Annotated in this window: 23 protein-coding genes; 10 read left to right on the forward strand and 13 right to left on the reverse strand. The window is 71.3% G+C overall.

Going from position 1 to position 22,234, the window contains the following annotated elements:
• The first annotated feature begins 393 nt into the window (after positions 1-393).
• The 3 genes from AB0H12_RS26485 (at position 394) to AB0H12_RS26495 (ending at position 2,568) form a co-directional block, all read left to right on the forward strand.
• Positions 394-1,827, forward strand: coding sequence for a glycoside hydrolase family 6 protein (locus AB0H12_RS26485; RefSeq protein ID WP_499626242.1), 1,434 nt, complete (start codon positions 394-396; stop codon positions 1,825-1,827).
• A gap of 85 nt (positions 1,828-1,912) precedes the next feature.
• A complete protein-coding gene (locus AB0H12_RS26490) occupies positions 1,913-2,182 on the forward strand; it encodes a hypothetical protein (protein ID WP_499626244.1) in 270 nt (89 codons plus the stop codon).
• Positions 2,183-2,193: 11 nt separating this feature from the next.
• Positions 2,194-2,568, forward strand: coding sequence for a YchJ family protein (locus tag AB0H12_RS26495; protein WP_499626246.1), 375 nt, complete (start codon positions 2,194-2,196; stop codon positions 2,566-2,568).
• Between the two features lie 103 nt (positions 2,569-2,671).
• Here AB0H12_RS26495 and AB0H12_RS26500 read toward each other — a convergent pair whose 3' ends face one another.
• The 6 genes from AB0H12_RS26500 to AB0H12_RS26525 are packed head-to-tail and all read right to left on the reverse strand — an operon-like array spanning position 2,672 to position 8,834.
• Positions 2,672-3,766 carry an MCE family protein gene (locus tag AB0H12_RS26500; protein WP_499626248.1) on the reverse strand — a complete coding sequence of 365 codons (1,095 nt, stop codon included), beginning with the start codon at positions 3,764-3,766 and terminating at the stop codon, positions 2,672-2,674.
• Entirely contained in the window at positions 3,766-4,731 is a 966-nt protein-coding gene (locus tag AB0H12_RS26505) for an MCE family protein (protein ID WP_499626250.1), read from the reverse strand. The genes AB0H12_RS26500 and AB0H12_RS26505 overlap by 1 nt, the downstream gene beginning before the upstream one ends.
• The gene (locus AB0H12_RS26510) at positions 4,728-5,768 is read right to left on the reverse strand and encodes an MCE family protein (RefSeq protein ID WP_499626252.1); all 1,041 of its coding nucleotides are present in this window, start codon (positions 5,766-5,768) and stop codon (positions 4,728-4,730) included. Before AB0H12_RS26510 ends, AB0H12_RS26505 begins: the two co-directional genes overlap by 4 nt.
• Positions 5,768-6,730, reverse strand: a complete 963-nt coding sequence (locus AB0H12_RS26515) for an MCE family protein (RefSeq protein WP_499626254.1) — start codon at positions 6,728-6,730, stop codon at positions 5,768-5,770. The genes AB0H12_RS26510 and AB0H12_RS26515 overlap by 1 nt, the downstream gene beginning before the upstream one ends.
• A complete protein-coding gene (locus AB0H12_RS26520; RefSeq protein WP_499626256.1) occupies positions 6,727-7,743 on the reverse strand; it encodes an MCE family protein in 1,017 nt (338 codons plus the stop codon). The genes AB0H12_RS26515 and AB0H12_RS26520 overlap by 4 nt, the downstream gene beginning before the upstream one ends.
• A complete protein-coding gene (locus AB0H12_RS26525) occupies positions 7,740-8,834 on the reverse strand; it encodes an MCE family protein (RefSeq protein WP_499626258.1) in 1,095 nt (364 codons plus the stop codon). The genes AB0H12_RS26520 and AB0H12_RS26525 overlap by 4 nt, the downstream gene beginning before the upstream one ends.
• A 226-nt stretch (positions 8,835-9,060) precedes the next feature.
• On the opposite strand from AB0H12_RS26525, the gene AB0H12_RS26530 reads away from it, so the two are divergent.
• A complete protein-coding gene (locus tag AB0H12_RS26530; RefSeq protein ID WP_499626259.1) occupies positions 9,061-9,702 on the forward strand; it encodes a hypothetical protein in 642 nt (213 codons plus the stop codon).
• A gap of 134 nt (positions 9,703-9,836) precedes the next feature.
• Entirely contained in the window at positions 9,837-11,123 is a 1,287-nt protein-coding gene (locus AB0H12_RS26535; RefSeq protein ID WP_499626260.1) for a PucR-like N-terminal domain-containing protein, read from the forward strand.
• Here AB0H12_RS26535 and AB0H12_RS26540 read toward each other — a convergent pair.
• Positions 11,092-11,718 (reverse strand): hypothetical protein, encoded by a 627-nt coding sequence (locus AB0H12_RS26540; protein ID WP_499626261.1) that lies wholly within the window; start codon positions 11,716-11,718, stop codon positions 11,092-11,094. The genes AB0H12_RS26535 and AB0H12_RS26540 overlap by 32 nt on opposite strands.
• A gap of 244 nt (positions 11,719-11,962) precedes the next feature.
• Here AB0H12_RS26540 and AB0H12_RS26545 point away from each other — a divergent pair, with 244 nt between their 5' ends.
• Together AB0H12_RS26545 and AB0H12_RS26550 are read left to right on the forward strand one after the other, a co-directional pair.
• Complete coding sequence (locus AB0H12_RS26545) at positions 11,963-12,574, forward strand: DUF6801 domain-containing protein (protein WP_499626263.1); 612 nt, start codon at positions 11,963-11,965, stop codon at positions 12,572-12,574.
• Positions 12,575-12,665: 91 nt separating this feature from the next.
• Positions 12,666-13,823, forward strand: coding sequence for a DUF6801 domain-containing protein (locus AB0H12_RS26550; RefSeq protein ID WP_499626265.1), 1,158 nt, complete (start codon positions 12,666-12,668; stop codon positions 13,821-13,823).
• A 67-nt stretch (positions 13,824-13,890) separates the two neighbouring features.
• On the opposite strand, the gene AB0H12_RS26555 is transcribed toward AB0H12_RS26550, so the two are convergent.
• A complete protein-coding gene (locus AB0H12_RS26555; protein ID WP_499626267.1) occupies positions 13,891-14,604 on the reverse strand; it encodes a hypothetical protein in 714 nt (237 codons plus the stop codon).
• 138 nt (positions 14,605-14,742) lie between these two features.
• Positions 14,743-15,477 carry an ANTAR domain-containing protein gene (locus AB0H12_RS26560; protein WP_499626269.1) on the reverse strand — a complete coding sequence of 245 codons (735 nt, stop codon included), beginning with the start codon at positions 15,475-15,477 and terminating at the stop codon, positions 14,743-14,745.
• A gap of 50 nt (positions 15,478-15,527) precedes the next feature.
• Between AB0H12_RS26560 and AB0H12_RS26565 the strand changes: the two genes are divergently transcribed.
• Genes AB0H12_RS26565 through AB0H12_RS26575 form a run of 3 tightly spaced genes read left to right on the forward strand, consistent with a single transcriptional unit; the run spans position 15,528 to position 18,451 of the window.
• Positions 15,528-16,214 carry a response regulator transcription factor gene (locus AB0H12_RS26565; protein ID WP_499626270.1) on the forward strand — a complete coding sequence of 229 codons (687 nt, stop codon included), beginning with the start codon at positions 15,528-15,530 and terminating at the stop codon, positions 16,212-16,214.
• Entirely contained in the window at positions 16,215-17,570 is a 1,356-nt protein-coding gene (locus AB0H12_RS26570) for a sensor histidine kinase (RefSeq protein WP_499626272.1), read from the forward strand.
• Complete coding sequence (locus tag AB0H12_RS26575; RefSeq protein ID WP_499626274.1) at positions 17,567-18,451, forward strand: TAXI family TRAP transporter solute-binding subunit; 885 nt, start codon at positions 17,567-17,569, stop codon at positions 18,449-18,451. The genes AB0H12_RS26570 and AB0H12_RS26575 overlap by 4 nt, the downstream gene beginning before the upstream one ends.
• A gap of 150 nt (positions 18,452-18,601) precedes the next feature.
• Here AB0H12_RS26575 and AB0H12_RS26580 read toward each other — a convergent pair whose 3' ends face one another.
• The 4 genes from AB0H12_RS26580 to AB0H12_RS26595 form a co-directional block, all read right to left on the reverse strand.
• Positions 18,602-19,183 carry a DUF5655 domain-containing protein gene (locus AB0H12_RS26580; protein WP_499626276.1) on the reverse strand — a complete coding sequence of 194 codons (582 nt, stop codon included), beginning with the start codon at positions 19,181-19,183 and terminating at the stop codon, positions 18,602-18,604.
• A gap of 9 nt (positions 19,184-19,192) precedes the next feature.
• Positions 19,193-20,158: a VWA domain-containing protein gene (locus tag AB0H12_RS26585; protein ID WP_499626278.1), complete on the reverse strand. Its 966-nt coding sequence runs from the start codon at positions 20,156-20,158 to the stop codon at positions 19,193-19,195.
• Positions 20,158-21,039 (reverse strand): DUF58 domain-containing protein, encoded by an 882-nt coding sequence (locus tag AB0H12_RS26590; protein WP_499626375.1) that lies wholly within the window; start codon positions 21,037-21,039, stop codon positions 20,158-20,160. Before AB0H12_RS26590 ends, AB0H12_RS26585 begins: the two co-directional genes overlap by 1 nt.
• 65 nt (positions 21,040-21,104) lie before the next feature.
• Positions 21,105-22,136, reverse strand: a complete 1,032-nt coding sequence (locus tag AB0H12_RS26595; protein ID WP_230565679.1) for an AAA family ATPase — start codon at positions 22,134-22,136, stop codon at positions 21,105-21,107.
• Between the last annotated feature and the right edge of the window lie 98 nt (positions 22,137-22,234).

A 22,234-nucleotide genomic window follows, 5' to 3' on the forward strand; every position in this document is an offset into this window, starting at 1 on the left:
GTGCTGGGAGCGTTCCCAGACTAAGAATGTCCGGTTCTTCGCACCAGAGCTGAGCTTTTCAGCGTATTGCGACTGCCATCGGACGGCGTAATTCGACGAGTTTTCGACATCAACTTCGACTCCGCCGTGACCTGGATCTCAGTCACCTGATCGGACTAGTGCAGCCGGTAAATGTTCACCCTGAGTGGCGAACCGCTCGTTCATCGGCGGCTGACCCGTCTCACACGCTGTTCATCCGGCGTTTTCTTCACAGAACGTGAGAAACGGCGGGGGTCACCGGTGGATCACGCCCCCTTTTCTTCACCGTTTCCGACTGGCTACAGTCCTGCCACCTGGGAGCGCTCCCAGCCGAAGTCAGCCCCCGTTCAGCACCGACGCTGCGAGGACCTTCCGATGCGAGCACACGACGCCCACGATCCCGGCCCCGACGTCCGCCGGCCACGCCACAGGGCGAGGCTGGCCGCGGCGGGCGCGCTCTCCAGCGCCTTGGTGGCCAGTGCGGTGGCCTTGGTCCTCGGCGGCGGCGCGACGACCGCGCAGGCGGCTGACTCGGCGTTCTACGTCGACCCGAACACCTCGGCGGCGAGGTGGGTCGCGCAGAACCCGAACGACTCCCGGGCCGCGGTGATCCGCGACCGCATCGTCAACACACCGCAGGCGCGGTGGTACACCACGACCAACACCTCCGAGGTCAGGGGGCAGGTCGACGCATTCGTCGGCGCCGCGGCGGCGGCCGGGAAGATCCCGATCCTGGTCGTCTACAACGTGCCGAACCGAGACTGCGGGGGCGCGAGCGGCGGCGGCGCGCCCTCGCACTCGGCTTACCGGGCGTGGATCGACCAGGTGGCCGCGGGCATCGCGGGCCGCCCGGCGTCCATCGTCCTGGAACCCGACGTGCTGCCGATCATGACCAACTGCCAGAGCCAGTCCCAGCAGGCCGAGACGATGGCGTCGATGGCCTACGCGGGCAAGAAGCTCAAGAGCGGTTCCGCGCAGACGAAGGTGTACTTCGACATCGGCCACTCGGCGTGGCTGACCCCGGCCGAGGCCGGGCAGCGGCTCCGGGGCGCGGACATCGCCAACAGCGCCGACGGCATCTCCACGAACGTGTCGAACTACCGGCACACCCGCGACGAGGTGTCGTTCGCCAAGGCCGTGCTCAACAACCTGGGCGACTCGCGGTTCAAGGCCGTCATCGACACCAGCCGCAACGGCAACGGACCGTTGGGCGACGAGTGGTGCGACCCGGCGGGCCGGGCGATCGGCACGCCGAGCACCACCAACACGGGCGACTCGCAGATCGCCGCGTTCCTGTGGATCAAGCTCCCCGGTGAGGCCGACGGCTGCATCGCGGGCGCGGGCCAGTTCGTGCCGCAGCGGGCGTACGACATGGCGATCGCGGCGGGCCCGACCAGCACGACGACGTCCACAACGACTTCGACGTCCACCACCACTTCCACCACCACCACTACTACTTCCACGACCACTACCACCACGACCACCACTCCGCCTCCAGGGGACGGATGCAGGGTGACGCACCGCGTGGTGAGCCAGTGGTCGGGCGGTTACACCGGCGAAATCGTCATCGAGAACCGGGGCGCGGCCATCAACGGCTGGACCCTGACGTTCTCCGCGCCCGGTGTGACCGTTTCCCAGGGCTGGAACGGGACGTGGACCGACGGCGGCGACATCGTCCGCGTCGGCAACGCGGCCTGGAACGGCGGACTCGCGACCGGTGGTACCGCGACCATCGGCTACAACGCGAGCTTCAGCGGCGGTACCCCACCGTTCACTTCTCCCACTCTGAACGGTGCGGCGTGCGGCTGACGCCGTAGTCCCAGCCCTCCAAGCGGCTCCCCTCCCCGACTGGCAGTCAACGGGAGGGGAGCCGCTCTCCTTATATCCTGAGCACGTGACCGAACCGATGTCCGTCGCCGTGCGCGAGGCGCTGTCGACCGACCCGTCCGCGCCCGCCGACGCGTTGGCGGCGCTCGCCGACGACCCGAGCCCGGTGGTCCGCGCGAACCTGCTGACCAACCCGGCCGTGCCCGCCGACCTGCGTTACCAGGTGCACGCGTCGCTGTCGGCGGAGGCGGCGGCCGGTGACCGCGAGGCGGAGAACGCGCTGGCGTGGGTGCGCTACGACCGTTCCGGCCGCACCGCGTGCGACCGGCCGGAATGACCGCCCCCGGGATGAGCGACCGCTGCCCGTGCGGCCGGGGTGAGCCGTACGACGAGTGCTGCGGACCGTTGCACCGGGGTCGGCGCAAGGCGGCGACGGCCGAGGCCCTCATGCGCTCCCGGTACAGCGCGTTCGCGTTGGGCGACGAGGACTACCTCCTGGCCACCTGGCACCCCAGCACCCGCCCGGCGTCGGTCGACCTGGACCCGGACCAGCGCTGGACCCACCTGGAGATCCTCTCGCACACCGGCGGCACCCCGTTCCAGACGACGGGCACGGTCGAGTTCCGCGCCCATTACCGCTGGCAGGGCCACCGCGACGTGCTGCACGAGAACAGCCGCTTCGTCCGCGAGGACGGCGCCTGGTCCTACGTCTCCCCCGCCTGAAACACCGGGCCCGCGTCAGCGGCGTGGAACCGGTCGGGTTCGAGATCCCGCACGAGATGGTGGCCATCCTCTCCGATGGCGACGACCTGGACGAAACCACGGACTAGCGCGGTGCGTTCTGCGAGCCGCGGACGCCGGTGGCCGAGCCGCGCGGGAGGGTGCAGGCGGCGCCGGTGTTGAACGGGCCGGGCGTGGTGTCGAGGCCGTTCCTGCGCGGGGTGGACTCGTAGCCCGCCTCGCACGGCGGGGGTTCGAAGAACGTCAGGGCCAGGCCGAACTGCGCCTGGCCGGACGCGATCGCCGACGCGCCCACCGACACCGCGTCCGGCACGGTCACCAGGACCTCCTCCAACGCCCCCTGCCGGGTGACGAGGACGTCAGCCGTGGTCAGGAGGTTGGCCAGCACGATGCCGAGGTTGGGTCCCGACTCCCGCAGCAGGGCGCTCACCTCCGCAGAGGCACCCGGCACGGCCCCGATCAGCCGCCGCAGGTCGCCATCCGACTCACGCAGCCGTGACGCGACCAGCAGCGCGCTGTCGGCGAACGAGTTGATCGCCGCCGAGTGGTCCAGCTGCGCCCGCAGCACGGCGACGGAGTCGTTCAACAACCGCGTGGTCTGCGGCAGGTGCGCGCCGGCCGTCCCGATGAACTCCGTCGTGGCGTCCAGCAGCACCTGGAGATCCGGCCCGGTGCCCCGCAACGCCTGGTCCAGCTCGTCCACCACGGTCCGCAGCGACTCGACCGGCACCGAACGCGCCAGGTCGTCCAGGCTGGTCAGCACCTGTTCCACCGGCAGCGGCAGCCTGGTCTGCGACCGCGGGATCACCGAGCCGTCACCCAGGTACGGCCCGCTGTCCCGGCGCGGCCGGAGGTCGACGTACTGCTCGCCCACCGCCGAGCGGTTCGCGACCACGGCCTCCAGGTCCACCGGGATCGGCGGCGCGCCCGCCGCGATGCGCAACTCGACCTCGACCTGCCCGTCGCCCAGCCGGATCGGCCCGACCCGACCCACCGGCACACCCCGGTACGTCACCTCGCCGCCGGTGAACAGGCCACCGGTCCGGGCCAGCTCCAGCCGGACCGCGTACCCGTCGTCCACCACCACGAGCCCGACGTACTTCGCGCTCACGTACGTGACGCCGAGCAGCGCGATGACCGCGAACAGCGCGACCTGCACCCTGATCCGCCGAGTGATCATCAACGCCCTCCGGGCTTCAGGGTCAGGTACGTGTTGAGGTAGTCGCCCTTGATGCCGTCCAACACCGCGTCGGTGAACGGGAACGTCAGCAGCATCTCCAGGGACTGCGGCAGGTTCTGCCCGGACTCCGCCAGCAGCCGCAACGTCGGCTCCAACGCCCGCAGGTCGGCCACCAGGTCGTCACGGCTGCGGTTCACCGTGTCCACCGCGACGTCGGACAGCTCCCGCAACGCGTTCAGCAGCCCGACCAACTGCCCGCGCTGGTCGTGCAGCACCCGCAGACCCGGCTCCAGCCCGTCCAGCACCTCGCCGATGTCACCCTTGCGCGCCTCCAGGGACGACGCGAGCTTGTCCATCCCCTCTAGAGCACGCGTGATCTCGCCCTTGTGCGAGTCCATCGCACCGACGAACGAGTCCACAGTGGATAAGAGCGACCTCACCGCGGCCTCGTTGCCGGACAACGCGGCGCTCAGCTCCCGTGAGATGTCCCGGATCTGCGCGATGCCGCCGCCGTTGAGCAGCATCGACAACGCGCCGAACACCTCCTCCACCTCGGGGTTGCGGTTGGTCCGCGTCACCGGGATCACCGCGCCGTCCACCAACGGCGACGCCGACCGCTCGTCCGGCACGGCCAGCTCCACGTACTTCTCCCCCAGCAGGCTCGACTGCCGCAGCCGGGCGAGGGCGTTCGACGGCAGCAGCACGTCACCGCGCACCGCGACCCGCACCAGCGCCGTGGAGCCGTCCTCGGACAACCCGATGTCCTCGACCTTGCCCACCGCCACGTCGTCCACCTTCACGCCGGCGTGCGGCACGAGGTCGAGCACGTCGTCGAACTCGACGGTCACCCGGTACGGCCGGTCGCCGAGGTCCGCGCCGCCGGGCAGCGGCAGGTCGTACGCGCTCGGCATCGCCGAACACCCCGTCAGCACCAGGACGAGCGCCACCGCCGACAGCCGCCTCACCGCGCACCTCCTTGGACACCGACCTGGCTGGGAACGCTCAGCAGGTCGGTCACGAACTCGTTCAGGTTGGCCCGCGCGTTCAACGTCCCGGTCGCCGGGTCGTAGGCGTTCACCACGTTGTGCAACGCGACCGGCATGACCTCCAGCATCTCGGTCAACGACTCCTGTTGCCGCACCAGGGTTCCGGTCAGCGCGGCCAGGTCGTCCACACCGGACTTCACCCGATCGCGGTTGTCGTGCACGAATCCCCGCACCTGCTCCAGCGCCGCGGCCAACTCGCCCAACGCCGCGCCCAGGTCGTCCCGTTCGGCGGCGAAGAACCCGGACACGTCGGCCAGCTGGTCGGCCAGCCGCCCCACCTGCTCGTCGTTCGCCGCGAGCATCGAGGTGAACGACTGGAGGTTGTCGACGGTCCCGAACAGGTCGTCCCGCGACCCGGCCAACGTCTTCGCCGCGTCCGCGAGCTGCCGGATCGACTCGCCCAACGCCGCGCCGGTCCCGTCCAGGTTCGCCGCGCCCGTGCTCAGCAGGTCGGACAACGCGCCTTCGCGGTTGGCCCCGTTCGGGCCGAGCGCGGTCAGCAGCGTGTCCAGGCTGGTGTACAGCTCGTCCAACTCGACGGTGCCCGCCGTGCGCGCGCTGGTGATCACGGCCCCGGGCGCGATCTGCTCGCCTCCGGTGTAGACGGGCGTGAGCTGCACGTACCGGTCGGCCACGATGTTCGGCGACACGACCACGGCACGGGCGTCCGCGGGCACCTCGACGCCGTGGTCGAGTTCGAGGTCGACCCGCACCGACCCGCCCCGGGGCAGCACGCCGACCACCCGGCCGACCTTCACCCCGAGCACCCGCACGTCCGAGCCCTCGTACACGCCGACGGCGGCGGTGAAGTAGGCGGCGACCCGCGTCGGCGACGGCCGCAGGAAGATCCACCACACGACGGCCGTCGCCACGAGGACCAGCACGAGCCCCTGCGCCAGTGCCACGACCAGCCGACGCCGACCCCCGATCCGATCAGGTGACAGTCGGACGAACATCAGCGGCCTCCCGTCGGGCAGTCGCGCCGCGCGCCCGGGTCGACCACGAGCCCGCACAGGTAGGTGTCCACCCACTGGCCGTTGCCGAGGGAGTTGTTCAGCACCCGGTAGTACGGCCCGGCCAGCGCGAGGCCGCGGTCCAGCGCGTCCTGGTTGTTCCGCAGCACGTCGGTGACCCGTTCCAGCTGCTCCAACGCGGGGCGCAGCTGCTCGGAGTTGTCGGCGACCAGGCCCGACAGCTGCCGGGACAGCGCCCGGGTCCCGTCGAGCAGCGCCGCGATCGCGTCACGGCGGCGTCCGATCTCCTCCAGCAGCAGGTTGCCGTCCGTGATGAGCGCGGCGAAGTCGGTGTTGCGCTCCGCCAACGCCCCGCTGACCTGGTTCGCGCCCGCGATCAGCGACGCCAGCTGCTCGTCGCGCGAGGAGATGGTCTTCGACAGCGCCGACAGCCCTTCCAACGCCTGCTTCACGTGCTCCGGGGAGTCGCGGAAGGTGTCCGAGAGCACCTGGAAGCTCTCCGCCAGCCGGTCGGTGTCGATCTCGCCGACCGTCGTCGACAGCCCGCTGAACGCCTCGATCACGTCGTAGGGCGAGGTGGTGCGCTCGACCGGGATGGTGTCGGTGAGCGGGTCGCGGCCCTCCGAGTCCAGCGCCAGGTACTTCTGCCCGAGCAGGGTCTTGATCCGGATCTCGGCCCGGCTGCGGTCGCCGAGCTCGACACCGCCGATCCGGAACGTCACCCGCACCCTGCCCTCGTGCAGCTCGACGTCGGTCACCGTGCCGACCTTCAGGCCCGCGACGCGGACCTCGTCGTCCACGCGCAGGCCGGCCGCCTCGGTGAACTCGGCGGTGTGCGCCACGCCGCCGAAGAACGGCAGGTCCTCCAGGAAGAAGGTGAGCAGGGCGGTGAGCGCGATGACCAGGAGGCCGACGGCTCCCAGCAGCACGGGTCTGCGCGTCATCGGTGACACCTCGATTCGGTGACGGGGATGCCGACCGGCGGTCCGCCGGGCGCGGGCGGCGCCTGCGAGGAGGCGAAGCACAGGTAGAAGTTGAGCCAGGAGCCGTAGGACGCGGTGCGGCCGATGGCCTCGAACTTCACCGGCAGGTTCCGGATGAACGGCTCCAGCTCGGGCGCGTCGCCCAGGTTGCCCGCGAGCAGCCCGAGCGCGGCGATGTCGTCCTTGAGCGGTTGGCGTCCCTGCTCCAGCAGCGACGCGGTGCTGTCGCTCAACGCGGCCAGGCCGGTGATGGCGTTGCCGATCGGCTCGCGGTCGGCGGCGAAGCCGGACACGAGCTGCCGCATCGAGGTCAGCAGCTCGCCGAACCGGTCGTCCCGCGAGTTCACCGTCTCCAGCACCGCGTTCAGGTTCGCCACGACCTTGCCGATGACGTCGTCCTTGGCTGCCAACGTGGAGGTGAGCGACGCGGTGTGCGCGAGCAGGCTCTCCACCGTGCCGCCCTCGCCCTGCAACACCTGGACGATCTCGTGCGACAGCTTGTTGACGTCCTCCGGGTTCAGCGCCTGGAACAGCGGCTTGAACCCGTTGAACAACGTGGTCAGGTCCAGCGCCGGGGTCGTCCGCTCGACCGGGATGAGGCCGCCGGGCGGCAGCTCCTCGCCCACCCGCCCGGCGGGCTGCTCCAGCGCGACGTACCGCTGGCCGACCAGGTTGCGGTACTTGATGGTGGCGGTGACGTCGGCGGACAGCGACCGGCCGTCGGCGACCGAGAACGACACGTCGACCAGCTCGTCGTCCACCAGCTCCATCGACTCGACCTGGCCGACCTTCACGCCGGACATGCGCACGTCGTCGCCCTCGGCCAACGCCGTGACGTCGGTGAACCGGGCTTCGTAGACCACCGCGGAGCCGACCCGGCTGCCCGCGATGGTCGCCGCCAGGAACCCGGTCGCGGCGACCGTGACCACGACGAACACCAGGAACTTGGTCAGCGGCGCGGCGACGTTCCTCATCGGACCCCCACGGTGAGCAGGCGCGCCCAGTCGGGCACCTGGCCCGGCGCGACGGCGGTGACCGGACCGGACGGGCAGTGCGGACCGCCGCCCCGGCGGTGCACCGGGTCGTCCCGGCCGGGCACGTACTTCTCACCCGGCGGCACGACCGTGACCTCCGCGTGCACACCCGGCTGGTCGGTGCCCTTGCCGAGCACCTGGTCCATCCGGGGCCGGAGGGCGTTGACCGCGCTCAGCACGCACCCGAACTCGGGCGAGTAGGTGGCGAACAGCTCGAACGTCGGCCGGGACCGGTCCGCCAGCGCCACCACCGTCTCGCCGTGGGCGCGCAGGAAGCCGGTCAGGTCGGCGGACGCGGTGGTGAGGCTGGAGTAGACGGCGTCGAGGTCGGCGCGTTGCTCGGCGATCGTGCGGCTGACCGCGGTGGCGTCCGCCAACGCCCGCACCAGGTCCGGCCCCGCGTCCGCGTACACGCCGGTGAGGTCGGCGAACTTGGTGATGTCCTCCTTGAGCACGGGCAGCTGCGGGTTCAGCTCGCGCAGGTAGGCGTCGAGGTCCACGATCGCCTGCCCCAGGGTCGCTCCGCGCCCATCCAGCGCCTGGGCCATCGAGGTCAGCGCGGAGGACAGCTTGTCCGGCCGCACGGCCTGCAACGTCGGCAGCAGGTCCGCGAGCACCCGTTCCAGCTCGATCGCGCCGGACGTGCGGTCCTGCTCGATCACGGCACCGTCGTCGAGCGCGCCGGCCGGGTCGTCCGGCAGTTCCAGGCTGACGAACCGCTCGCCGAACAGCGTCTTCGGCAGCAGCCGGGCGGACACGTTCGCCGGGATCCGGCCGACCTGCTCCGGGCGCAGGCCGAGTTCGACCTCGGCGCCGTCGCCGTGCGAGCGGATCGCCCGCACCTCGCCGACCAGCACGCCGAGCAGCTTCACGTCCGACTCCTCCTGGAGCTGGTTGCCGACGTGGTCGGTGCGCAGCAGCACGGTCACCCGGGACGTGAACGCCTTCTGGTACGCCGCGACGGACAAGCCGCACAGCGCGACCAGGAGGGCGGCGAACAGCAGCCCCAGCAGGCGACGACGCAATGCCACAGGTATTCTCCGAAAGAGTGGTGTGAATTGACCGAAATGACGTTACCGACGAGTACGTTACTAACGGATGTCCCACCGCACAAGCAACCGGAAAGCTTTGTCAAGCGCATGACAAAGTCGGTTCGCGAAACACTCACCCGGCTGCACAAACCCGATCGGGGCCTGGCGCCACGGCCCGCGCTGCGGCTAACAATGATTGGCGTTGTCGAGAATCGGGGGTGCCCGCGTGTCACATCTGCCGCACTGCGTCCGGGTGCTCCACCGCGCCGGAATGGTCCAAGCGCACCGGCCCTATCGGGCGCTGCGGTCGCTGGTCGAGGTGCGCGCGTGGGGCCCGCCGCCCTGGTCGGTGCGCCGCGCCGTGCGCGAGCAGCCCGACGCCACGGCGGTGATCGACGAGACCGGGCTGCTCAACACCGGGTTCGCCGAGCCGCAACTGGCCGACGTGGTGCCGCTGCGGTCGCGCGAGGTGGCGGTGATCGCCGCGCCGGTGTTCCACGGCACCGGGTTCGCGCACCTGGTGCCGGCGATGGGCCCGGGTTCGGCGGTGGCCCTGGCGCGCGAGTTCGACGAAAGCCGGACGGTGGAGTCGGCCGCACGGCACCGGGCCACCGCGTCGACGCTCGCGCCGACCACGCTCCAGCGCATCCTCGACCTGGGCCCGCTGGAACTGGAGTCGCACGACCCGCACGGGTCGACCGAGGTGGCGGTGGCGACCGTGGCCACGCCCGAGGACCTGCGCGAGGCTCCGGGCGCGGTCGGCCGCCCGCCCCGCACGTGCCAGGTGCGCGTCTACGACGAGCAGGGCCGCCGGATCACCGAGCCGGGCGTGGTCGGCCGGGTGTTCGCGGGCAGCCGGCTCCGCTAGCGCCGTTCTTTGTCACGCGACGCACAACAACACTGGCGACTTTGTCACGGGAGTGCGCCGTGGTTGACAACTTTTCATGATCAAAAATACAGTGTTCGGAATCACACCTAACCGTTTGGTGGTGGGCGAACAGCATGAACAGAACCGGAGAACTCCGAGCCTCCGAGTTACCGCTCATCGGGAACGCGGACCTGTGGGAGCGACTGCCCGCCGACCTCGCGCCGAAGTTCCGCGCCAGGGCCGGCGACGTGGCCGTGGACATGGTCCGGGAAATCCAGAACCAGATCGCCGAATATTCACAGAAGTTGGAGGGGATGTTCGGCCAAGTGGTGGTCGAGGGGGTGGAACAGGCGATACACCAGTTCATCGACCGGATGGTCGACCCGACCGCGCAGCGGGAGGACCGGGCCAAGCTGTTCCGCCTGCTCGGCAAGCTCGAGGTCAGCGCCGGGCGCAGCCTCGACCTGCTGCAGACGGCGTACCGGATCGGCGCGCGGGTGGCGTGGCGGCGGATCTCCGAGTTCGGGCAGACCGAACGCGTGCCGCTGGCCACCATGTGCCTGATCGCCGAGGCGATCTTCGCCTACATCGACGAGCTGTCGTTGCGGTCGATGGAGGGGTACGCCGAGGCGCAGGCCCGGCACGCGGGCGCGTTGCAGCGGCGGCGCAAGCGATTGCTGGAGCTGCTCCTCGGCGAGCCGGGCTACCACCCGAACGCGCTGGCCGAGGTGGCCGAGGCCGCGCACTGGCCGTTGCCGGAGAAGGTGCTGGTGGTGGCGCTGGAACGGCGCACCGACCAGCACCAGCTGCCGATACCGGCGCTGCACGAGGACATCCTGATGGACCTGGAGGGCAGCGAGCCGTGCCTGCTGCTGACCGACCCGGAACGGCAGCTGGTCGCGTTGGAGCAGAAGCTCGGCGGCTGGCGCGCGGCCGTCGGCCCGGTCGTGCCGCTCGCGTCGGCGCGGCAGTCGCTGCGCTGGGCGCGCCGCACCATCACGCTGATCCAGTCGGGCGTGATCGCGGACCGGCCGATGGTGGACACCACCGAGCACCTGTCGACGTTGCTGCTGCTCGGTGACGAGGAGTTGGTGCGGGAGCTGGTGAAGCGGACGCTGGCGCCGTTGGACGGGCTGACGCCGAAGCAGCAGCAGCGGATGCGGGAGACGATGACCGCGTGGGTGGAGACGCGCGGCAGCGCGCCGGAGGTCGCGTCGAGCCTCGCCGTGCACCCGCAGACGGTCCGCTACCGGTTGCGGCAGCTGGAGGAGCTGTTCGGGGCGAAGCTGCACGACCCGGACGCGTTGTTCGACATGGGCATCGCGCTGCGGGCGCTGCGACTGCTGGGCGGCGCGGCCGGACAGCCACGCCGGCTCGGGCCGGCGGGGTTCACGGGACCCCCGGGAGCAAGGTCAGCGTGAGGTCGAGCGTGTTGCCCGGGCCGGAGATCAGGCCGGTCAGCAGCGGGTCGAGCCGCTCACGGCCCTGGCAGCCACCGAAAGGCGGAATCGTGTAGACGCCCTTCATCCGCATCTTCGCCAGCTCGAACGGACCCTCCAGGTCGATCGACGCGGGTTCGACGGTCCGGCACGCCTCCCCGACGTCCAACGGCTGTTCGTCGACGGCGACCTCGCTGAGCTCGATGGCGAGCTTGGCGTTCGCCTTGACGTAGCCGTCCTTGATCGTGCCGGTGACCTGGGCGACCGGGATCAGGTCGGTGCGCGCGGTGTTGGGCACGAAGCCGAACACGATGAAGTAGCCGAAGCTCGGCGGCAGCGACAGGTCGCCGGTGATGGTGCCGCTGACGAGATCGATCTCGGCTTCGAGGGTGCCGGGGCCGATGGCGAGGTCGGACTGGAGCTTGTGGATCCGACTCACCCCCTCGACCTCGTAGAGGACCTTGATGCCGGCCGACCGCGCCGGCGCGCGCACCTCGGCGTGGCGCACCACCCACGTCGGGGTCAGCGCCGCGCCCAGCAGCGCGGCGACCGCGGCCAGCACCACCGCGATCCTCACCGCACAGCTCCGCTCATTCTGCGAAACTACTTTCCCGCGCGCGGTCCGCACAAGCGCCTATCAATGATTTGTCACGTGCGTGACAACTCTTTCCGGCGCTTTTGTGGCACCCCTGACACAGCCAGGTCAAACGTGAAAGAAATACTTGCCGAGCCTGCGCGACAAAGCTACTTTACTGACGAGTAGCCTTCCGCCGCACACCGAACACGCTGTTTTCCGCACTGCTCTCGACGAGGAGACGCACATGCTGAAACTCACTGGCCGCAGGGTCATCGGCGCACTCGCGGTCGCCATCGCCGTCGTCGGATCGGTGGCGTTCGCGGGCGCGGGCACCGGCATGGCCGCCACCAAGAGCCTGACCCTGGCGTACAGCTGCCCGTTCCCGTTGATCGGCACGCAGGACGTGACGGTCCGCATCACCGTGGCCGACCTCGCCGACTCCGCGGTGGTCGGCCAGCCGGTCCCGCCGACGAGGGTGACCGCCATCGCCACCGTGCCGGCGAGCGCGACCCTCGGGCTCCGGCTGGTCGGCGCGACGACCGTGGAGGGCACCGCCGTCGCGAAGACCGCGGTGGACAACGCGGGCGCGGTGCAGGAGGTCGTGGCCAACCTCGTGGTGGCCAAGACGAACATCCCGGCGTCCGGTTCGTTCAACACCATCGCCACGGGCGGCACGGCGCCGGTCACCTTCACCAGGGCGGGCACCACCACGGTCCGGGTCGGCGCCTTCAGCACCACGTTGACGCCGCGCCGGGCCGACGGCAGCTTGACCGGCCTCGGCACGTTCACCTCCGCCTGCACGCTCAAGGCGAACCAGAACACGCTGCTCCACACCTTCACCGTGTCGGCGGCCTGACCGTCGTCGACGGCACCGGGCGGTGATCCGGCGCGGGCGGGCCGGCGACGTCGCCGGCCCGCCCCGACGTTTCTCCAGGAGAGGATCTGAGATGAGATTGCGGCACCGGGTGGCCGCGCTGGGTGTCACCGCGGTGGTGGTCGGCGGATCGGCCCTGTGGGGCGCGAGCGTCGGCAGCGCGGCGACGGCGAGGCTGACCCTGGTCTACAACTGCCCGTTCCCGTTGATCGGCGCGCAGGACATGAGCGTCGAGATCGTGGTCGAGGACCTCCCGGACACCGCGGTGGTCGGCGAACCCATTCCGGAGGCTCGCGTGACCGCCACCGCCACCGTGCCGGAGCTGGCGACGCAGGGCCTGTCGCTCGTCGGCGCGGCGACCGTCGAGGGCACCGCGTCGGCGCAGACCGTGATCGACAACGCCGGGTTGGTGCTCGACATCGTGCCCGACCTGACCGTGGCCAAGACCGCGGTCCCGGAGTCGGGCGAGTTCGACACGGTCGCCACGGGCACCACGCCGTCGTTGAGCTTCCCCTTCGCGGGCACCACGACCATCGACGTCGGCGACTTCGTGACCACCCTGACCCCGCGCACCGCCGACGGCTCGGAGACGGGGCTGGGTACGTTCACCTCGCCGTGCACGCTCAAGCCGGGCCAGTCGACTCGCCTGTACGAGTTCACGGTGCAGCCCGAGGGCACCACCACCACCACAACGACAACGACAACGACGACGACCGACCCCACGACAACGACCACCACCACGGAGCCGACGACCACCACCGACTCCACAACCACAACAACGGAACCCACCACAACCACGACCACGACGTCGCCCACGACCACCACTACCGATTCCACCACGACGACCACGACGAGTCCGACGACGACCACCACGACGACAACCACCACGACGACTACTCGGCCGACCACCACCACCACGACTACGACTACTCGGCCGACCACCACGACGACGACAAGCACCACCACCACTCAGCCGGCCACCAGCACCAACACCACCACGAGGTCCACCACCACAACGGTTCCGACGTCCACCACCACGACGACCACGACGTCGGCCAGCAGCAGCACGACAACCACATCGCAGGCCGTGGTCCCGGTGTCGCACCCGGACAAGAGAGGGCTCGCGAACACCGGCTCCTCGATCACGGGCCCGCTGGTCCTGGGCGGTGCGCTCCTCGCGGTGGGCGCGGGCATCCTCCTCCGCCTGCGCCGCACCCGTCGCCGCACGTGACCGGAACCCCTTGCGCACCAACGCGATCCGGTCCCCTCCGCGCAGTCCGGAGGGGACCGGCCCCGCATCAGCCGGGCAGCGCGGGCAACTCGCCGAGCTGGTCCGGCGTGGGCGCGGTGATCTCGACCGGCTTGCCCCAGTCGCGGTAGTGCGCGACCACCTGCACCGGCTCACCGCCCTCGACCGGCGTGCGCGCCTCGGTCTTCACCGGCAGGTCCTGGTCGTCCACCCAGAGATTCAGCACCGACGCCCGCCCGTCCACCGTCACGTGCGCGGTGTAGCGGACGGTCTGCCTGCCGGACACCGACTCCTCGGCCGTCTCCACGATCCGCGCGCCCTCGGGCAGCGCCTTGCGGATGTCGGCGGTGTCGCGGATGTGCACGGCGACGTCCGCCATGGCGCGGGCCAGCGCGTTGGTCGGGTCGTCCGGGTCGATCCTGAGCCACGGCTTGTCCGGCTGCGGCGCCTGGCCTCGCGGTATCCGCACGAAGATGCCGTCCGGAACCATCACGTACGCGACCTCCTCGGCGTCGGCGATGGAGATCCGGCACGACGCGGCGAAGTCGTCGGTGCGCAACCCGCAACTGCCCTTGCCGTCGGTCGCGAGGTCCAGGTCCACGGTGACCGACCCCCTGCCCTCGGCGGCCACCCGGTTCGCCTCGGCCAGCGCCTGCGGCGTGTCGAACGTCCTCATGGTCGACGACGGGCCGTCGGCGCACGCGGTCAGCGCAGCGGAGACCACGACGGCGAATCCCGCCGCGGCGACACGGTTCTTGCGCATGCTCCTCCTCGGACCAGAATGGGGAAATCGACTTTCTTCCCGACCACTCTAACCGCACCCGGAAGCGCTGGAACCGATCCATTCACAGCTGTTGCGAAAAGCAAAATTCGAATACGACTTCTGTCAGGCAGGTGACAATCACGGCCGTCTTCGCACCGACGCGAGCAGGTTGCGGGCGACCTCGCGCAGCTTGGTGTTGTGCTGCTGCGACTCGGACACCAGCCGGCCGAACGCCTCGTCGGCGTCGACACCGTGGGCAGCCATCAGCACGCCCTTCGCCTGGTCGATCTCGGCACGGGACACCAGCGCGCGCTGCAGGTCCTCGACCAGCTTCCGGGACCGCTCGTACCGGCGGAACCCGGTGATCGTGGTGGACGCGGCGGTGACGAACAGCCGCAACAACGCCTCGTCGAACGGGTCGAACGCCCGCTCCTCGGAGCTGTAGAGGTTCAGCGAGCCGAGCACGTCGTCCTCGACCACGAGCGGCACGGACAGGTAGGCCCGCACGCCCGCGCCCTCGGCGGCGACGGCGAACTCGGGCCACTTGGCCCGGCCGTCCGTCACGGTGGCCCGCACCGGCCGCTGGGTCCTGGACGCCTCCAGGCACGGTCCGTCACCGGCCGCGTACTGGTCGGCGTCGATGGCGAGGACCTTGTCGTCGGTGGCCGCCAGCGTGGAGGCCCCGTCGGCGTCGATCACCGTCACGCTGGCGTTCTCCGCGTCCGGGATGACCCGCGACGCGGAGTCGGCCAGCTGCTGCAGGGCGTCCTTCATGGTCTGGCCGTCGGCCAGCACGCCCGCAAGCTCTTCCAACGCCTCGCTGGCCTCGTCCAGCAGGACCGCGGGCACGTGCTCGTCAATGCTCACAGCCACTTGTTTACACCTCAACGGCCATAATCGCCCCAACCAAAGGGGGTGGACGGGTGCGCGTGCTGCTCGTCGAGGACGACGACGGGGTCGCGGGCGCCTTGGTCGAGGCGCTGGAGGCCAACGACCACCGGCCGAGCCGGGTGGCGCGCGGCGCGGACGCGCTCCTGGTCCACCGCGACTTCGACCTGCTGCTGCTCGACCTCGGGCTGCCCGACACCGACGGGCTGGAGGTGTTGCGCAAGATCCGCAAGGTGTCGCCGGTGCCTGTGCTGGTTCTCACCGCGCGGGGCGACGAGCGGTCGATAGTGCGTGGTCTCCGGCTCGGCGCTGACGACTACCTGGTGAAACCGGTCCGCCTCGGTGAGTTGCTCGCCCGGATGGACGCGGTCGCGCGGCGCAGCGCGGCGCTCACCGGGCCGAAGGACCGCACGGTGCGGATCGGCGACGTGGAGATCGACTTGGAGGGCAGGCGCGTGGTGGTGGGCGACGCGGAGGTCTCGTTGACCACCAAGGAGTTCGACGTGCTGGCCGCGTTGGCCAGCCGCGCGGGCACGGCGGTCAGCCGCCAGCAGCTCATGGACGAGGTGTGGGGCGACGCGTACCTGGCCGTGTCGCGGGCGTTGGACGTGCACCTGGCCGGGCTGCGGGCCAAGCTGGGTCGTCCCGGCCTGCTGACCACCATCCGGGGCTTCGGCTACCGGCTGGCCGTCGGCGGAGCCGAAGAGCAGACGGGGAAGTGAATGCGCCGTCGCCTGCTGCTGGTGCTGCTGCTGTTCTCCGCCGCCGCGGTGGCCGCGTTCGCCGTGCCCTTGCTGTCGTCCACGGCCGCCGAGCGCACGCAGCGGTTCGTGCTGACGCGCACCGGTGACCTGGACCGGTTCGCCGCGCTCGCCCAGCAGGCCGAGACCACCGGCGACAAGGCCGCGCTGGAGGACGAGGTCGCCGCGTACGTCGAGCTGTACGGCGAGCCGGTGGTGGTCGTCGACGCACGCAGGCAGCCGGTCGCCCAGGCCGGGCTGACGTCGGACGACCCCGCGTTGGCCCGGGTGCTGGACGCCGCGCTGCGCAACCAGCCCGCGTCCTCCGTGCCGACCCTGAAGCCCTGGTCGTCGGGGCACGTGGTGTTCGCCCGGCCGGTCGGCACGGGCACCAGGGTGGCCGGGGCGGTGGTGCTGCGCGCGTCGGTGGACCGCGCGGCGGCGGACGTGACCACGCGGTGGCTGCTGGTCCTCGGTGGCGCGCTGGCGGCGGCCGTCATCTCGATCCTGCTGGTGCTGGCCGTCACCCGGTGGCTGCTCAAACCGCTGGCCGAGCTGGCGATCGGCGTCCGGGCGGTGGCCGAGGGCGAACGGCGGGCGCACGTGGCGGGCAGCAGCGGGCCACCGGAGGTGCGGGAGCTGTCGGAGTCGTTCAACCGGATGTCCGACGCCGTGACGGAGGCCGCCGACCAGCAGCGACGGCTGATCGCGGACGCCTCGCACCAGTTGCGCAACCCGATGGCGGCGTTGCGGCTGCGGATGGACACGTTGAGCGGCCAGGTGAAGCCGGAGGGCGTGCGCGCGTACACGGCGGGCGTGGCCGAGATCGAACGGCTGGAGTCGCTGCTGGACGGCCTGCTGGCGCTGGCGTCGGCGGAGAGCGCGGCCACCGAGGTCGCGGCCGGCGGGCGTGAGCCGGAGTTGGCCGACGTCGGCGCGGTGGCCGTGGACCGGGCCGGGTTCTGGCAGGTGCCGCTGCCGCGGACGCCCGCGTTGGCGGTGCTGGTGCGGTGCCCGGAGTCGGACTTGGCGCAGGTGCTGGACGTGCTGCTGGACAACGCGGTCAAGTACGGCGGCGCGGTGCGGGTGTCGCTCGGCGCGGACCGTGCGGCGGGCGTCGGCTGGGTGGAGGTGCACGACGACGGACCCGGGCTGAGCGAGGAGGAGCTGGCGTTGGCCACGTCGAGGTTCTGGCGCGGGCGGTCCGGGCAGCCGGGCACGGGGCTCGGCCTGGCGATCGCGGACCAGCTGGTCAAGGCACGGCACGGCGTGCTGCGCCTGTCGTCGGCGGACGGGTTCACCGCCCGGGTCACGCTGCCGTTGGAGCCGGCGCTGTGAACCGGCGGGTGTTCCTGCTCGGGTTGTTGGCCGCCGGGTGCACGAGCGGCGCGCCGTCGGGTGAGCTGGCCATCGCCGCCGGCGAGCGCGGCGGTATGTACTTCGACTTCGCGACCCTGCTCGCGGAGCAGTTGGTGGACGTCCGGGGCCGGGCGTTGGAGACCGAGGGCAGCCTGGCGAACCTCGCGTTGCTGGCGTCGGGCGAGGCGCAGGTCGCGTTGGCCCTGGCCGACTCCGCCCTCGTCGCCGATCCCGGGCTGGAGTTGCGCGCCTTGGGCCGGGTCTACGAGAACTACCTGCAGCTGGTCGTGCGCGTGGACGACCCGGCGCGGGCGCCCGCCGACCTTGCCGGGCGGACCGTCTCCCTGGGCGCGGAGGGTTCCGGCGCGTCGCTGTCCGGTGAGCGGATGCTCGTCGCGCTCGGCCTGCGCGACTCCGTGCGGGTGGAGCACCTGAGGCTGGGTGACGCGGCGGAGGCGTTGGCGCACCGGCGGATCGACGCGCTGCTGTGGTCGGGTGGCGTGCCGACGCCGACGCTGGACGGCCTGCCCGGCATCCGGCTGCTGCCGTTGGCCGAGCTGGTGCCCGACCTGCGCGCGGCGCACGGTTCGGTGTACGAGCAGGTGCCGGTGCCGGTCGGCGTGTACGGCGCGACCCGCGAGGTGCCCACGATCGGGGTGGCGAACCTGCTTCTGTGCCGGGCTTCGTTGCCGGACGACGTGGCCGCCGCCGTCACCCGCACCTTGATCTCCCGTGCCGCCGCCCTCGTCCCCGGCCAAACCCTGGGCACCCAGTTCCTCGACGTCCGCAGCCTGATCGGCACCGCCGGCCTCCCCCTGCACCCCGGCGCCGCCACCACCTACCGCAACCTCCACGGCTGACCCCTCGAGAGTCCTACGTCCAGCCCGCGAGAGTCCTACGTTCAGGAGCCGTGAATTCAACGCTCAGGACGGCGAGCTTCGTGCTGAGCGTTGAATTCAGGTCCTCTGAACGTAGGACTCGCGAAGGCTGGAGGTAGGACTCTCGCGGGGTCAGGAGTTGGCGGTGTAGGCCTGGCGCAGGCGGGTCAGGGTGTCGTCGTCGATGTCGTCCGCGCTGCCGATGCCGATCCGCAGGGTGATGGTGTCGTTGCCCAGCGAGCCCGCCGGCTCCAGGCGGCCGGTCGGCTCGTGGCCCGCGAGGCGCAGGCCGAGGTCGACCCGGCTCCGCGTGGTCGCCTTCACGATCGCGAACGTCCGGCGCGGCGACACGAGGGCCACGTACGTCTTGCGCGCCTGCACCCGCATCGGACCCAGCAACGCCGCCTCGGCCAGCAGCCGGTCGAGGATCGGCCGCAGCTCGGGCCGGTCGGCGTACTGGGCGTCCACCAGCTCGTCCGACGACGCGCTCAACAGGTCCGGGTAGCCGAACCGCTCCATCACGAGCAGCATCTGCGGATACCCGGTCACGCCCTGCTCGCGCAACCACACCCGCAGGTCACACTCGTTGTCGAGGCCGGATGACAGGACCCGCCGATTCCACTCCGGCACGCCCTCGCCGGTGCCGCGGCGCAGCAGCGCCACGGACCAGTCGACCATCTCCTGCCAGTTCTCCGCCACCACCACGGGCGCCATACTGCCCGCTCACGGCAGACGTTGCCCGAAGAGCAGCGCGCCCGCCACGGCGATCATCCCCAGCACGGTGCCCAGCGCCACCCACGGCCGCGACGCGTCGGCCTGCTTCTTCTCGTAACCGATCTGCTCGCCCAGCGTGTCGTACACCCGGCGCAGCTCCTCGGCGCTCGCGGCCTTGAAGAACTCGCCGCCGGACAGCTTCGCGATCTCCTTCATCGAGTCGTCGTCCACCGGCACCTCCTGCCGCCGGCCCTCGATCTCGACCACGCCCTCCTCGGTGCCGAACGAGATCGTGGAGATCGGGACGCCCGCCGTCTTCGCGTCCTCGGCGGCGTCGAACGCGTCACGCGTGCCGACCGTCTCCTTGCCGTCCGTCATCAGCACGACCCGAGCGGGCGGTGGCCCGTCCGCGCCGCCGACGACCTTGCCGAACGAGTCGATCGCCGCCAGCGCCGCCACGATCGCGTCACCGGTCGCGGTCGACTGGGCCAGCTTCAGCCCGTCGATGCTCTGCGTGACCGCCGCGCGGTCGGTGGTCGGCGCGACCAGCACGGTGGCCGAACCGGCGAACGAGATCAGCCCCAGGTTGATGCCCGGCGTGAGCCCGTCGGCGAACGACTTGGCGGCCACCTGCGCGGCCTCCAACCGGGACGGCTGCACGTCGGTGGCCTTCATCGACAGCGACGTGTCGATCACCAGCATCACGGTCGCGCGGTTGCGCGGCACCTTCTGCTCGGCGGTGGGCCCGGCCAGCGCCACGGTCAGCGCGATGAACGCGACCATCAGCAACGCCACCGGCACGTGCTTGTACCAGCCCTGCCGCTTGGGCGCGACCTTCTCCAGCATCGGCAGGTTGGCGAACCGCAGCATCCGCTTGCGCAGCACGCGTTGCAGCACCACGTAGAACGCGGCCAGCCCCGCCACCACCACCAGCAGCACGAACCACCACGGCGCGGTGAAACCCGACAGGCTCATCAGGCCACCCCTCCCGACCAGCGGCGCTTGCGCGCGACGACGAACCGCACGGTGTCGGCGATCCAGTCCGAGTCCGTGCGCAGCACCAGGTGACCCGCTCCGGCGCGACGCAGTCCCGCGGCCACCTCGGCGCGGTGCTCGGCCGCCGCCGCGGCGAACTCCCGGCGCAGCAGCGGCGACGCGACGACCTCGCGCTGCCTGCCCGACTCGGGGTCGGCCAGCACGACCCGGCCCACCTCGGGCAGGTCGATGTCACGCGGGTCGATCACCTCGATGGCCACCAGGTCGTGCCGGGCGGACAACGCGCGCAGCGGGCGCTGCCACTCCGTGCCGCCGAGGAAGTCCGAGATCACCACGACCAGGCCGCGCCGCCGCGGCGGGCGGCGCAGTTGCTCGACCACGTCGGCCAGCGACCCGCGGGTGCCCTCGGGCGCGCGGGGCGTCTCGGCGACCTTGCGGATCAGGCCGCGCGAGTGCGCCAGGCCACCGCGGGCGGGCACCCGGACGAGGTCCTCGCCCGTGGAGACCAGGGCGCCGATCCGGTTGCCGCCGCCACGGGTCAGGTGCGCCACCGCGGCCGTCGCGGCGACCACCAGGTCGCGCTTCTCGCACGCCGCCGTGCCGAAGTCGAGGCTCGGCGACAGGTCGATCGCGAGCCACGTCTCCAACTCGCGGTCGGCGACGGTCTCGCGGATGTGCGGCACGGTGGTGCGGGCGGTGACCGCCCAGTCCATCCGCCGCACGTCGTCACCGGGCTGGTAGGGCCGCGCCTCGCCGGGCTCGGAGCCCGGTCCCGGCACGAGGCCGAGGTGGTTGCCCTGCAGCAGCCCGTCGAGCCGGCGGCGGACCTCCAGTTCGAGCGTGCGCAGCGCCGCTTCCATCCGACCGCCGTGCAGCACCGGCGGCGCCCAGCCCGGCCGGTCGGAGACCTGCGGGTCCGGCTCGGTCACGGCCTGCCCGCGGGCTGCGGCGTCTGCGGACGTGCGGAGACCTGCGGCAGCGGCACGGTCTGGAGCACGCGGGTGATGATGTGGTCCAGCGGAACGCCGTCGGCCAGCGCGTCGTAGGACAGCACGAGGCGGTGGCGCAGCACGTCCGGCACCACGTCCACGACGTCCTGCGGCAGCACGTAGTCACGGCCGCGCACGAGCGCCAGGGCGCGGGCGGCGGCGATGATGCCGAGGCTGGCGCGCGGCGAGGCGCCGTAGGCGACCCACCCGGCCACGTCGGTGAGCTGGTGCTCCTTGGGCGCGCGGGTCGCGATGACCAGCCGCACCACGTAGTCGACCAGCGCGTGGTGCACGAAGACCCGGGAGGCCACGCCCTGCAGGCGGACCAGCTCGTCCGGCCCGAGCACCTGGCTGGGCACCGGCGGCTCGACGCCCATCCGGTAGACGATCTCCCGCTCCTCCTCGGCCGTCGGGTACTCGACCTGGATCTTGAACAGGAACCGGTCGCGCTGGGCCTCGGGCAGGGGGTAGACGCCCTCGTTCTCGATCGGGTTCTGGGTGGCCAGGACCAGGAACGGGGTGGGCATCGGGAACGTCTTGCCACCGATCGACACGTGTCGCTCGGCCATCACCTCGAGCATCGCCGACTGCACCTTGGCGGGCGCGCGGTTGATCTCGTCGGCGAGGACGAAGTTGGCGACCACGGGGCCGAGCTCGACGTCGAAGCTCTCGCTGCCCTGGCGGTAGATGCGGGTGCCGAGGATGTCGGCGGGCACCAGGTCGGGGGTGAACTGGACGCGGGAGAACGAGCCGCCGACGACGTTCGCGAACGTCTCGACGGCCAGCGTCTTGGCCACGCCGGGCACGCCCTCCAGCAGCAGGTGGCCCTTGGCCAGCAGGCCGACGAGCATCCGCTCGACCAGCCGGTCCTGACCGACGATCACCCGCTTGACCTCGAACACGGTGCGTTCGAGCAACTGGGCGTCACGAGCCGGCGTGTGGGACGCCTCGGCGGCGGGCTCGGACAAAGGTCCTCCTCGACAGGGTTGTGCGACTGTGCCCCAGTCTCCCCTGCCGACGGTATGGCTCTTGTGAAGGGGTCCGACCCGGGAAACGGGCAGCGATG

The sequence above is a fragment of the Actinosynnema sp. NPDC023794 genome, assembly GCF_040639675.1.
Lineage (GTDB): Bacteria > Actinomycetota > Actinomycetes > Mycobacteriales > Pseudonocardiaceae > Actinosynnema > Actinosynnema luteola.